The organism is Danxiaibacter flavus, assembly GCF_041060425.1.
Lineage (GTDB): Bacteria > Bacteroidota > Bacteroidia > Chitinophagales > Chitinophagaceae > Danxiaibacter > Danxiaibacter flavus.
The window spans coordinates 794,622-809,025 of sequence record NZ_JAULBC010000002.1 but is presented as its reverse complement, the minus strand read 5'-3'; the positions used below and the strand labels follow the sequence as shown (position 1 = coordinate 809,025).

9 protein-coding genes are annotated in these 14,404 nt (G+C 42.9%); all 9 read left to right on the top strand.

What is annotated here, in order from left to right; translation table 11 throughout:
* The first annotated feature begins 103 nt into the window (after positions 1–103).
* The 9 genes from QTN47_RS08935 (at position 104) to QTN47_RS08895 (ending at position 14,279) form a co-directional block, all read left to right on the top strand.
* On the top strand, positions 104–2,560 hold the full coding sequence (locus QTN47_RS08935) for a glutaminase family protein (protein WP_369329009.1): 2,457 nt from the start codon (positions 104–106) through the stop codon (positions 2,558–2,560).
* 461 nt (positions 2,561–3,021) lie between these two features.
* Complete coding sequence (locus tag QTN47_RS08930; RefSeq protein WP_369329008.1) at positions 3,022–4,680, top strand: ribulokinase; 1,659 nt, start codon at positions 3,022–3,024, stop codon at positions 4,678–4,680.
* 170 nt (positions 4,681–4,850) lie between these two features.
* Positions 4,851–6,389, top strand: a complete 1,539-nt coding sequence (locus QTN47_RS08925; RefSeq protein ID WP_369329007.1) for an alpha-N-arabinofuranosidase — start codon at positions 4,851–4,853, stop codon at positions 6,387–6,389.
* A 151-nt stretch (positions 6,390–6,540) separates the two neighbouring features.
* The gene (locus tag QTN47_RS08920) at positions 6,541–7,239 is read left to right on the top strand and encodes an L-ribulose-5-phosphate 4-epimerase (protein ID WP_369329006.1); all 699 of its coding nucleotides are present in this window, start codon (positions 6,541–6,543) and stop codon (positions 7,237–7,239) included.
* Positions 7,240–7,273: 34 nt separating this feature from the next.
* Positions 7,274–8,764, top strand: coding sequence for an L-arabinose isomerase (gene araA / locus QTN47_RS08915; protein WP_369329005.1), 1,491 nt, complete (start codon positions 7,274–7,276; stop codon positions 8,762–8,764).
* A gap of 150 nt (positions 8,765–8,914) precedes the next feature.
* A complete protein-coding gene (locus tag QTN47_RS08910) occupies positions 8,915–10,642 on the top strand; it encodes a sodium:solute symporter family transporter (RefSeq protein ID WP_369329004.1) in 1,728 nt (575 codons plus the stop codon).
* A gap of 125 nt (positions 10,643–10,767) precedes the next feature.
* Entirely contained in the window at positions 10,768–11,502 is a 735-nt protein-coding gene (locus QTN47_RS08905) for an NUDIX hydrolase (RefSeq protein WP_369329003.1), read from the top strand.
* 3 nt (positions 11,503–11,505) lie between these two features.
* Complete coding sequence (locus tag QTN47_RS08900; protein WP_369329002.1) at positions 11,506–12,171, top strand: HAD family hydrolase; 666 nt, start codon at positions 11,506–11,508, stop codon at positions 12,169–12,171.
* A 143-nt stretch (positions 12,172–12,314) separates the two neighbouring features.
* Positions 12,315–14,279 (top strand): alpha-L-arabinofuranosidase family protein, encoded by a 1,965-nt coding sequence (locus QTN47_RS08895; protein ID WP_369329001.1) that lies wholly within the window; start codon positions 12,315–12,317, stop codon positions 14,277–14,279.
* Positions 14,280–14,404: the final 125 nt, after the last annotated feature.

Sequence of the window (14,404 nt, the reverse complement as noted above, 5' to 3'; positions counted from 1 at the left end):
AGAAGGTTCTTCGCAATTAATTAGCGTCTTAGCGTTGAAGAAATCAGAGATCATCAAATCAGACATCAGAGATAAAAAAACAATTATAAACGTAATTATGTCGATGAAAAAAATCTTATTCTCTGCATTTTTATTGCAGGCTCTATTTGCAAAGGCGCAGGATATTAAAGCGCCGTCGTACCCGTTGGTCACGCATGACACATACTTCAGCATTTGGTCACACACAGACAAACTGAATGAGTCTGTTACCAATCACTGGACAGGTACTGATCAGTCTTTATTGGGATTGATAAAAGTAGATGGAAAGGTATACCGCGTACTTGGAAGCGCAGCGAAGCCATTCGAGGCTGTGGTTCCTGCCGCTGAAGACAACTCCTATGATGCGAAGTATACTATGGAGAAGCCTTCCGGCGAATGGATGAGCGAAAGCTTTAATGATGCTTCCTGGAAAACAGGCGGCGCACCATTCGGTAATGACCGTTCGGAAGCAAAAACATTTTGGGATGGTCATGATATTTGGGTAAGAAGAACATTTACACTGAATAAGCCCGAGGAAGGGAATATATTCCTGAAGCTTAAGCACGATGATGATGTTGAAGTTTTTTTGAACGGAGAGAAGATCTATACTGCAGGCTGTTGTGCAGCGCGTTATACTTATGTCCCTCTGGATGAAGCATACAAGCAAAAGCTTAAAAAAGGACAGAATGTATTGGCTGTGCACGTTGTAAACACAGGTGGTGGCGCTAACCTTGATTTGGGAATTGCAAAAGAGCCGGCTAAGGATATAAACAATGATGTGCTGGTTGCAGAACAGAAAAGCGTTAGCCTTAAAGCAACGCAGACAGTGTATGAATTTACGTGCGGTGGCGTTGATGCAGCGCTTACTTTCACTTCACCCTTATTAATGAATGATCTTGCATTGTTCTCAAGGCCGGTTAGCTATATTAACTATAGCGTTAAAGCCAATGACGGCAAAACACATGACGTGCAATTGTTCTTTGGTGCTTCTACAAATGTTGCGGTAAATGTGCCATCCCAGGAAGTAACGACTCAAAGGTATACTTCCTCAGGATTGTCCATTTTGAAAGCCGGAACAAAAGACCAGCCTGTGTTACAAAAGAAAGGGGACGACCTGAGGATTGACTGGGGCTATATGTATGTCGCAGTCCCCTCTGCAGTTAAGCCCGTTCAATATATCACCAGAGAAAAAGACGCAGTTGCTTCCTTTGTAAGCAAAGTAGCTAATACAAATTCTTCAGCGACTAACGGTAAAGCGTTAATGTTAAATACTGTTGTTTCTTTAGGAAAGGTTGGAAACGATGCAAAAGAGCAATTCGTATTGTTAGGATATGACGATATCTATTCCATTCAATACTTTAAACAAAATCTGAAACCCTGGTGGAAGAATGACGCATCCCAGACTATTGAAAAAGAACTGGCACAGGCTGCAACTGATTACGCTTCTGTTATGAAGAAATGTGCTGACTTTAATGAAAGCATGTATAAAGATGCAGAAAAAGCCGGCGGCGAAACCTATGCTAAACTGTGCGCAATTGCATACAGACAAAGCATTGCAGCACACAAACTGGTAAAGAGTCCACAGGGTGATCTCTTATTCCTGTCAAAAGAGAACTTTAGCAATGGTTCTATCAACACCGTTGACGTTACTTATCCATCAGCTCCGCTATACCTGGTTTACAATCCTGATCTGTTGAAAGGAATGCTAAGCGGCATCTTCTACTACAGCGAAAGCGGAAAATGGACAAAACCTTTTGCTGCACACGATCTTGGAACCTATCCTCTGGCAAACGGTCAAACTTACGGTGAAGACATGCCTGTTGAAGAATCCGGCAACATGATCATTCTTACGGCGGCAATAGCTAAAGCTGAGGGTAATGCTGAGTATGCTAAAAAACACTGGAAGACACTTACTCAATGGGTTGACTTCTTAACGCGTGATGGTTTTGATCCTGCCAATCAGCTTTGTACAGATGACTTTGCCGGTCACCTGGCCAGAAACGCTAACCTTTCAGTAAAAGCCATTGTAGGTATCGGAAGCTACGCGATGCTGGCTGACATGCTGGGAGAAAAAGCTACAGCCGAAAAATACAAGGCGACAGCAACTGAAATGGCAAAAAAATGGATGACAATGGCCGATGCCGGAGATCACTATTCGCTGACCTTCGACAACAAAAACACCTGGAGCCAGAAATACAACCTGGTTTGGGATAAAGTATTGAACCTGGGCATCTTCCCTAAAGAGGTGTATGAGAAAGAGATTAAATACTATCTCACCAAGCAAAATGCATATGGATTGCCGTTGGATAGCAGAAAAACTTACACAAAATCAGACTGGATCATCTGGACTTCCACGCTGGCTGATAACCAGCAGGATTTCAACGCCCTGGTGAACCCAATTTATAAGTTCTCAGCGGAAACACCTTCCCGCGTACCTATCAGCGACTGGCACGAAACAACAAACGGCAAAATGGTTGGTTTCCAGGCAAGAAGTGTAGTGGGTGGCTATTTTATGAAGTTGCTGGAAAGCAAGATGAAATAATTGAGAATTGAAAATGTGGCTAACGGAATGTCATTGGGGTAGGGGAAATGGAGGTAAGTGATGGTTGAAATGACCAATATATCCAAACAATTATATTAAAGACAGTTTTCATAGCAAGTAGTAATCTTGAGTTTTACAAGCCTGCGGCATTCGCCGCGGGCTTTTTTATGGAACCACGGAGGCACGGAAGACAGGGCGAATCACGGCGTTTAAGAACCTCAGGGACTCTAAAAACAGGCGGATCACGCGTTGACCAACTGCGTTTAGGTTTCGATCTTGGGTGTATTGAATAAGTTGTGTATTTTTTGTTCGACCTAAACCTTTTCTCTATTCAAAAAAGCCGTTGTGTTTCTCCGTGCTCCCGTGCCTCTGTGGTTCCCCCAAAAAAATATTTTCGTTTTAATTGTCATTATTACAATTCTTATTCTATATTTGACCTACTAACACTTTAGCTTGTTCATATGAATGACTCATTTGTAATAGGGGTTGACTACGGAACTGACTCAGTAAGATCAGTTATGCTGAATGCTCGTAATGGCGATGAAGTTGCTTCGGCGGTGTTTTACTATCCGCGCTGGAGGGATGGCCTTTATTGCGATGCAGCATCCAATCGTTTCAGGCAACATCCGCTGGATTATGTAGAAGGCCTTACGGCAACCATCCGCGAGTGTATCACGAAGGCAGGTCCGTTATCTGCTTCGGCGGTAAAGGCGATCTCTGTCGATACCACTGGCTCTACGCCTGTAGCGGTTGACAAAACCGGTACGCCGTTGGCTTTGCTGCCTGAGTTTGAGAACAATCCGAATGCGATGTTCGTATTGTGGAAGGATCACACCTCAACCAAAGAAGCGGCGGAGATCAATGCGCACGCTGAAAAATTTGATGTCAATTACTTACAGTTTGTCGGAGGGATCTATTCTTCAGAATGGTTCTGGGCAAAATTGCTACATATATTGCGTGAAGATGAATCTGTGCGAAACGCCTGCTATTCCTGGGTAGAGCATTGTGATTGGATTCCCTTCCTATTGACGGGCGGAACAGCGGTTAGCGCAATGAAAAGGGGTGTTTGCTCTGCCGGTCACAAAGCTTTGTGGGCGAAAGAGTATGGAGGACTTCCTCCGGATACATTCTTCTCTTCAATAGATCCTTTATTGAAAGGGTTTACTGAACGGTTATTTAAAGAAACGTATACCTCAGATAAACCTGCCGGCAATCTCTCAGAAGAATGGGCACATCGCCTGGGACTATCGACTGATGTTATTGTGGGGGTTGGTGCTTTTGATGCGCACATGGGCGCAGTAGGCGGACAAATTGAACCTTATCACTTAAGCAAAGTGATGGGGACTTCCACCTGTGACATGCTGGTTGCTCCGATGGAGGAAGTAGATGGCAAACTCGTCAGAGGTATATGCGGACAGGTTCCGGGATCTGTAATTCCCGGTATGATGGGGCTGGAAGCAGGACAAAGTGCCTTCGGCGATACGTATGCCTGGTTTAAAAACATAGTGGCGTGGCCCGTTAATAACCTCTTACAGAAATCATCAGTTATAGATGCCGCAACGGCAGATCTGCTAAAGAAAGAAATCAACGATTCCATTATCTCAACATTGGCCAACGAGGCTGCCGCCCTGCCTTTAAAAGAAAATGATGAGCTGGCTGTTGACTGGCTGAATGGTCGCAGAACGCCCGATGCCAATCAGTTGTTGAAAGGAGCGATCAGTGGGTTAAATCTTGCTTCTGATGCACCGCGTATTTTCAAGGCATTGGTTGAGGCTACGTGTTTCGGCGCGAAAGCGATTGTCGACAGATTTAATCATGAAGGCGTTCCTGTAAAAGGATTAATTGGTCTTGGTGGCGTCGCTAAAAAATCCTCATATATCATGCAGGTAATGGCTGATGTAATGAATATGCCGATCCGCATTCACACTTCAGAACAAACCTGCGCTGCCGGTGCTGCAATGTTTGCGGCCACTGCTGCCGGTTTATACAAAACTGTAGAAGACGCAATGGCAGCTATGGGAAGCGGCTTTGACAATCATTATAATCCCAACCCTGCAAATGTTACACTTTACGCGAGAAGGTTTGAGAAATACAAGAGGCTGGGGGAATGTGTGAGTTAATTGATAATTGAAAATGGAGAATTGACAATGACGATTACGCTAGGCTGTTGCTAAGATTGGACCTGTGTAAAACTGAGTACTTCGTACTTCGTAAATCGTACTTGAAAAACACTGAATAACGACTAACATTTAATTGAATCACACTGCTTGAGTTAGAAAAAACAACTAATATGAGACGATCTTGCCTGGTTCTGGTTGCACTTATCGTGTTATGTAATTGCCTGAAGGCGCAATCAGTACAACTCACTGTTAACACTGCCGGAAATCAAAAAATCAACAAAGAGATTTACGGACATTTTGCTGAACATCTCGGCAGATGTATCTACGATGGCTTTTGGGTAGATGAGAAAATGAACGTACCTAAACAAGGTCGTATCAGGATGGATGTAGTTAATGCATTAAAGAAAATAAAGCTGCCATTGTTGCGTTGGCCCGGTGGTTGTTTTGCTGATCAGTACCATTGGAGCGACGGTATCGGTCCGGTTGAAAAACGTCCGAAAACAGTTAATTCGAACTGGGGAATGGTATCAGAAGACAATAGTTTCGGTACGCATGAGTTTCTTCAGCTTTGTGACCTCATTGGTTGTGAACCTTATATAGCCGGTAATATGGGTTCGGGAACGCCACAGGAGATGTCAAACTGGATTGAATATCTCAACTTCAACGGTCAGAGTGCACTTGCTGATCTCCGCAGAAAAAATGGTCATGATAAGCCTTATAACGTCGCTTATTGGGGTGTTGGTAACGAAAGCTGGGGTTGTGGTGGTGACATGACGCCTGAATATTATACAGATAACTACAAGCAATACGCAGCCTTCTGTAAAAACTATCCCGGTGCGCCTTTAAAGAAAGTAGCAAGCGGTGCAAATTCGGAAGACTACAACTGGACAGAAGTATGTATGAAAAATATCCATCCCTGGCAAATGTGGGGTATCTCCATGCACTACTACACAGTCGTAGGCAATTGGGAAAAGAAAGGTTCTGCAACTGAATTCAATGAAGAAGGTTATTTCAAAGGCATGAAGAATTGCCTGCATATAGAGGACCTGATCAATAAGCACAGTGCTATAATGGATAAATATGATCCTCAAAAGAAAGTGGCTTTGGCGGTGGATGAGTGGGGGATCTGGACAGATGCAGAACCCGGAACAAATCCAGCTTTCCTGTATCAGCAAAATAGCCTGCGTGATGCATTGGTTGCGGCTTCTTCCCTCAATATATTCAACAACCATTGCGACAGGGTTAAAATGGCCAATCTTGCACAAACTGTAAACGTGTTACAGGCGCTGATCCTGACAGACAAAGAGAAGATGCTGCTTACGCCAACTTATCATGTATTTGATCTGTATAAAGTTCACCAGGATGCTACACTGTTGCCATTGAATTTCACCAGTCCTGACTACACTTTCGGCAGTGAAAAAATCCCTGCCATCAATGCATCTGCGTCAAAAGATGCAAGTGGGGCTATTCACATCACATTGGTAAATATTGATCCAACAAAAAAGATCACGGTAAATACATCATTCGGCGGGGCCAATCTGAACAGCAGCGAAGCGCAAATTGTTACCTCTGGCAAGTTTACTGATATTAACACGTTCGACCAGCCAAATAAAGTAAAGGCCGCTTCTTTTTCTGACTTTAAAAAGAATGGCAATCAGTTAAGTGTGAACATGCCGCCGATGTCGGTGGTGCTGGTAACACTTAAGTAGTTGTAAGTTATAAGTTGTACGTTATACGTTTATCGCAGCGAAGACAAGTGGTGACCAGGTATCTTGAAACCTACGACTTATAACATTCAAGGCAAGACTTATAACGTACAACGTAAAACTTACAACGTATAACGTAAAACGTAAAACGTAAATGAAATACGCACACATCCAACAAGAAGCATACGAAGCAAACATGCAACTGCCCAAGCTGGGGCTGGTGTTGTTCACCTTTGGAAATGTAAGTGCAGCAGACCGGGAACTGGGTGTTTTTGCTATCAAGCCCAGTGGTGTTCCTTATGAGGAACTATCACCCGAAAAAATGGTGATTGTTGATTTTGACGGCAACACGGTTGAAGGATCACTAAGGCCATCATCCGACACAAAAACACATGCTGTTTTATACAAGCATTGGCAACACATCGGAGGCATCGTGCATACGCATTCCACTTACGCAACGGCCTGGGCGCAAGCGTTACGTGATATCCCGATTTTTGGTACTACGCATGCGGATCACAACACCGTTGATATTCCATGTGCAGCGCCCATGCATGATGATATGATCAAAGGCGATTATGAATACGAGACAGGCTTCCAGATCATGAATTGTTTTAAAGAAAGAGGATTAACCTACGAAGAAGTCGAAATGGTTTTGGTAGGAAGTCACGCGCCGTTTACGTGGGGCAAGACTGCCGCAAAGGCGGTTTACAACAGCGCAGTGCTGGAGTCCGTTGCACACATGGCTTATTTAACGGAAAGCATAAAGGCGGATGCGTTACGCCTTAAAGATTCGCTGGTAAAAAAACATTATGAACGCAAACATGGCCCCGATTCTTATTACGGCCAGCAATAGCAATCAACTCATTCTCATAAAATAAAAAGCACACATGATAAACTTAAAACAACTGGAAGTATGGTTTGTAACCGGCAGCCAGTTTCTATATGGTGAAGAGACTTTGCAACAGGTAGCGGCACACTCGCAGGAGATAGCAGCATCATTGAATAACAGTTCACAAATACCCGTGACTGTTGTGTTTAAGCCTGTATTAAAGACGACTGAAGAAATTTACGCGCTATGTCAGCAGGCAAATAACAGTACCAACTGTATCGGTATCATTGCATGGATGCATACTTTTTCACCGGCTAAAATGTGGATCGGTGGTCTTAAAATATTGCAGAAGCCTTTATGTCATTTGCATACACAATTCAACAGGGATATTCCGTGGAATGATATCGACATGGACTTTATGAACCTGAATCAGAGCGCGCACGGTGACAGAGAATTCGGATTTATGGTAAGCCGCATGCGCCTGCGAAGAAAAGTGATTGTAGGTCACTGGCAAAACGAAAATGTATTAAACAGCATTAACGTGTGGGCCAGGGCAGCAGCAGGCTGGCACGACTGGCAGGGAGCAAAATTTGTTCGCTTCGGCGATAACATGCGCCAGGTGGCTGTTACAGAAGGCGATAAAGTAGAGGCCGAATTACAATTCGGTTATTCCGTGAATACACATGGAATAGGAGATCTTGTAAAAGTTGTAAACGAAGTAACTAATGCGGATGTTGACAAGCTTTGCGATGAATACAACGACACATACAAGCTTGCAGCATCATTGACTAAAAACGGGGCACAATACGCTTCTTTAAGAGATGCTGCAAGAATTGAACTCGGGTTAAAATACTTTTTAGAACAGGGTAACTTTAAAGGGTATACAGATACATTCGAAGATCTGCATGGCATGGTCCAGCTACCCGGCATCGCATCTCAACGATTGATGGAGCAAGGTTATGGCTTCGGTGGTGAAGGCGACTGGAAAACATCTGCCTTAGTCCGTGCTATGAAAGTTATGGGTAGTGGTTTAAAAGGCGGTAACTCTTTCATGGAAGATTATACTTATCATTTTGAGCCGGGCAATGAAATGGTACTTGGCGCGCATATGCTTGAGATATGTTCTTCCATTGCTGATGGCAAGCCCTCCTGCGAAATTCATCCGTTGGGTATTGGCGGCAAGGCGGACCCCGTTAGGTTGGTGTTCAACGTAAGCGGAGGTCCTGCGCTTAATGCTTCAATTATAGACATGGGTAACCGTTTCCGTTTACTGGTAAACGAAGTAGAAGCGGTTAAGCCTGTTCATGATCTTCCAAAACTGCCTGTAGCCAGGGTATTGTGGAAACCATATCCTGACATGCAAACTGGTTGCGCTGCATGGATCTTAGCCGGCGGCGCACACCACACATGTTATAGCCAGAACCTGACATCCGAACATTTAGATGACTTTGCAGATATGGCCAACATTGAATGTGTATTAATTAACAAACAAACCAACCTGCATCAGCTTAAAAATGAATTACGCTGGAGCGATAAATATTATAGTTAGTTGAAAATGGATAATTGACAATTGAAAATGAGGGAGGATGTGCAAATGAATAAATGTGCGAATGTGCAAATCTGATTTCTGCTCACCGAATAATCGTTCGCAATTTTCAATTGTCAATTATCAACTTTCAATTATCCAAACGCTTGCATTATGAATAATCAACTTGTTTTCTCAGACTATCTCGTATTCTTTGTCTACTTCATCATAGTAGCGTCCTATGGTTATTGGATCTATCGCAAAAAGAAAAAAGCAACGATGGATACCAAGGACTTTTTCCTCGCGGAAGGTTCTTTAACATGGTGGGCCATTGGTGCATCACTCATTGCATCCAACATTTCTGCGGAGCAGTTTATCGGCATGAGTGGTAACGGTTTTTTTGTGGGAGTTGCCGTTGCAGCCTATGAATGGATCGCAGCTTTGGCGCTTATCATCATTGCGATATGGTTTATCCCAATCTATCTCAAGAACCATATCTACACAATGCCGCAGTTTTTGAAAACAAGGTATAATGAAACGGTGGCTTTAATAATGGCCATTTTCTGGTTATTCTTGTATGTATTCGTAAATCTAACTTCCATTCTTTACCTGGGGGCCATCGCAATCAATGGTCTTTTACCGGGACAGCAATACCTTCACGCAACCATGATCGTTCTTGCCATATTTGCTGTGATCATTACGCTGGGAGGGATGAAGGTGATTGGCTATACGGATGTTATCCAGGTGAGTGTATTAATCATAGGTGGCCTGGCAACAACCTACATGGCGCTAACCGTAGTGAGTGAAAAATTCGGTTTAGGAAAAGATGCACTGGCTGGGTTTAACGCGCTGATGAGAGATTCTCCGGAGCATTTTAAAATGATACTTGCAAAGCCTGATAAAGACACTGTGCAGACAGCTCTAAATGGAGGTGCTGGCGCATCGTTGGCGCAGGAACATATTAATAAATACCTGATTTTGCCAGGTATATTGATGTATCTGGCCGGCCAGTGGATCGTGAACCTGAATTACTGGGGCTGCAACCAATACATTACGCAACGCGCTTTGGGAGCCGATTTACAGACTGCGAGAACCGGTATTCTCTTCGCCGGATTGTTGAAATTAATGATGCCGGTAATTGTTATGCTGCCGGGTATAGCGGCTTACGTTTTATATAAAAACGGGCATCTTCCTCAATTAAAAGGTGGCATGGACGGGGCATATTCTGCTGTCCTGGGCTTCTTGCCTAATGGACTAAAAGGTTTGTCTATTGCAGCATTAACAGCGGCGATAGTGGCTTCTCTGGCAGGTAAGGCCAATAGTATTTCCACCATTTTTACGCTGGATATCTATAAGAAATACATTAAAAAAGACTCAGATGAAGCGAAGATGGTTTGGACGGGAAGGGTAGTAGTGATCATTTCCATGATTGTAGCCATTTTGTTTACCTGGAACGATTTGCTGGGAATTGGTGGTACAGGCGGGTTTACCTTCATTCAAAAATATACTGGTTTTATTAGTCCGGGTATTTTTGCCATGTTTCTGCTGGGTATGTTCTGGAAGCGTACTACAGGCGCGGCAGCGATTGCCGGTATTATCACCGGTTTTGGGTTGTGCGTTTTCTTTAATGAGTATGCACCCGGGGTTTTTGGCAATGAAACGATCTTCTATACTGCATTTCCAAATGGACATGGCGGCTATGAAATTCCGTTCCTCATTTGTATGGGGCTGGCCTTTATGTTTACCATGATCGTTATGGTGGCTATTAGCCTTGCAGGTCCCAAAGTAAACCCGAAAGCATTTGTGCTGGATAGGGAGATGTTCAAGGTAAAACCGGCAACATTGACATTGATTGTACTTACACTTTTAATACTTTCGGCGCTGTATGTAAAATTCTGGTAGTGAAAAGCGCGAAAATCAATTGCTTCTCATTACTTTGAAGTTTAAATTTTCTGTAAGAACGGCTGACCGGCGAAAATACACACATTCCGGCAGCACAAAATCTTACGGAACAATTGTAGAAGCTAATGGAAAATTTAAATAGAGCGATGAAAAAATATGCGCAACAGACAAGAATTTTAGCTGCCGTGGATTGCATTGTTTTCGGATATGACGGGGAGGAATTAAAACTGCTGGTAATTCAAAGAGGGTTTGAGCCTTTCAAGGGGCATTGGAGCCTGGTGGGAGGATTTATTCAGGGAGATGAGAGTGCGGAAGATGCAGCTTCACGTGTTTTGAAAAAATTGACTGGTCTTGATGGTGTGTACATGGAACAGTTGCACACGTTCAGCAAACCTGACAGGGATTCGGTTGAGCGCACGGTGTCCATCTCATTTTTCTCGCTGATAGATATCCAGCAATACAAACAACAGATCAGTGAAGATTATCATGCAGCCTGGTTTCCAATCAACCAGTTTCCCGATATGATCTTTGATCATAAGGAAATGGTGGAACTGGCAAAGGAAAAGTTACGTTACAAAGCAGCACTCCATCCGATTTTGTTTGAATTGTTGCCGGCAAAGTTCACTATTCCGCAGTTGCAAAACTTGTACGAATGTGTCTACGATGTAACATTCGATAAAGGAAATTTCAGCCGTAAAATATTGTCGACTTCTTTGCTGGTCAAGCAAAAAGATAAAGACAAGCTCAACTCAAAAAAAGGAGCATTTTACTATAAACTGGATGTTAGAAAATATAAAACGAATCTCAACGCATTTTTAAACTTTGTGCCCAATCCGCACACGCTCAAAAATTCCAAGTAGCAGATGTCGCATTCCTCTCCTAAAGCGTTCTTATTTGATTTGAATGGAACAATGATAGATGATATGTCCTACCATGCGGAAGCCTGGTATGATATTATTAATAATGATCTGAACGGCGGACTAACCTACGACCAGGTTAAAGTGCAGATGTACGGAAAGAATGAGGAAGTTTTAAAAAGGATTTTTGGAAACGATCGTTTTCCACAGGAAGAAATGGATAATTTATCCATTGAAAAAGAAAAAAGATACCAGGCTGCTTATAAACCAAAACTGGAATTGATTAAAGGCTTGAAACCCTTTCTGGATAAGGCGTTGGAACATGGTATACCAATGGCGATAGGATCTGCTGCCATTCCGTTTAACATAGATTTTGTGCTGGACAATTTAAACATTCGCCACTACTTCAAAGCCATTGTAAGTGCTGATGATGTAACCCACAGCAAACCCGACCCGCAGACTTACCTGGATTGTGCAGAAAAATTACAGATGGCACCTGAAAAATGCATTGTATTTGAAGATGCACCAAAAGGCGTGGAAAGCGCACAAAATGCAGGCATGCAATCCGTAGTGCTCACAACCATGCACGAAGAATACGAGTTCTCCCAATATAATAACACATTGTTTTTTATAAAAGATTATACGGACGATAAGCTGGAAAAGCTGTTTTAAGCTATGAGCTGTCAGCAATCAGCTGTCAGCCTAATTCTGACTCGTTTTCAGGTGTGCACATTTAAGATGTTACAGGAAAAATAGCCTATGGCATTTTATGCTCACAGCTCAAAGCTGATAGCTGAAAGCTAAAACACAACTTTATGAAAAAAATCGCCACCTTCCTGATGGCATGCGGCCTTATGCATGCACATTACTCGAATGCACAGGATATTGTTGTGCAGGTACATAAACCCCAGGCCGTTATACAGCCGAATATGTGGGGAGTTTTTTTTGAAGACATTAATCTCGCAGCAGATGGTGGTTTGTATGCTGAGTTGGTTAAGAACAGATCGTTCGAGTTTAATGCACCCATGATGGGCTGGAAGGAGTTGAAGAAAGAAGGAAGCTCTGCAGCATCACTCGTAGTAAATCGCAGTGCTGTTGACGACAATAATCCAAGATTTATACGGGTTAAGATTAACGATGAAAAAGATGCTTATGGCCTGCAAAATGAAGGGTTCAGAGGCATGGGTATTCATCAGGGCGAACAATATAATTTTTCTGTTTGGGCCAACGCCAGCGCAGGAAAAAATATGCGGCTTCGTCTTGAATTGATCAATGAACAGGGTAAAGAGATAGGTAATGCGTCGCTATCGCTTGACGGCAATAAGTGGAAAAAATATGCCGTATCATTTCCATCCAATGCAACTGCGGAAAAAGCAAAGCTGAATGTATGGATTGAAGGAACCGGTACTTTGGATCTGGATATGATCTCGCTTTTTCCTCAACATACATGGAAAGAAAGACCGGGTGGCTTGCGCGCAGATCTGGTTCAGTTACTTGCTGATTTAAAGCCCGGCTTTATCCGTTTTCCCGGCGGTTGCATTGTGGAAGGAAAGGAACTGGTAAATCGTTATCAATGGAAAAAAACTGTTGGAAATGTAGAAGACAGAAAACTTATCATCAACAGATGGAATAATGAATTTGCCCACAGGTCTACTCCGGATTATTTCCAATCTTTTGGATTAGGCTTCTTTGAATATTTTCAGCTTGCTGAAGACATAGGTGCGAGACCGTTACCCATCCTGAATTGTGGAATGGCCTGCCAGTTTAATTCAGCGGAAGTGGTTGCTGTTGAAGAGATCGATCCGTACATACAGGATGCACTGGATCTGATTGAATTTGCCAACGGCGGAACAGAATCCAAATGGGGCAAATTAAGAGCAGATATGGGACACCCTGCACCTTTCAATTTACAAATGATGGGTGTGGGCAACGAGCAATGGGGATCTCAGTATGTGGAGCGTTATAAACTGTTTGCAAAAGCGATCAAACAAAAATATCCTTCTATTCAGTTGGTGAATAGTGTAGGCCCCTTTCCTGATGGCGATCTGTTTAATTTCCTGAATGATACATTGAGGAGCCTCCATGCAGATATTCTTGATGAGCATTATTATCGTTCGCCCGAGTGGTTTTTGCAACAGGCCAAAAGATACGATAGCTATGATCGTAATGGACCTTCCATTTTTGCCGGAGAATATGCAGCACATACAAAACTGACTGATGAGGCCATCAAAAAGAATAACTGGCAAAGTGCATTAGCTGAAGCTGCTTTCATGACAGGTTTGGAACGTAATGCAGACGTGGTGAAGATGGCTTCTTATGCGCCGTTATTTGCGCATGCAGAGGGATGGCAGTGGGCGCCGGATCTTATCTGGTTCAACAATCTGAAGTCTTATGGAACACCTGACTATTATGTTCAAAAGCTTTATACAAATAATGTGGGCACACGTGTGGTTCCAGCCCTGATGAACAATGCTGTTATTGGAGGTGCAGATAGTTTGTATGCATCCGCAAGCATTAATGAAAACAGCCATGAATTGATCATCAAAATCGCCAATGTTTCAGCTGTTAAGAAAACAAAAAACATCGTCGCCGATGGATTGAAAAAATTGCCAAAGGAAATTTCAGTTACAATGCTTGCTTCTGATAATGTTGCCGGTGTAAACTCTTTCGATCAACCGGAGAATATTAAGCCTGCGCAGGTAACGGTAGTTCCTTCAAAAAATCTTATTCCGTTGAAAATGAAGCCATATTCATTTTATGTGTTACGCATGAAAATGTAAAATATTGCTTGGAAATACGGGACAGTCAGATTTTTAAGGTTAATATTTGTAAATTTTCCGTCGATAAAGGAATAGCGCTTCTCAGCATTATAGTGGAACTTTAGTCAATAGAAAAAGGTTTAGCA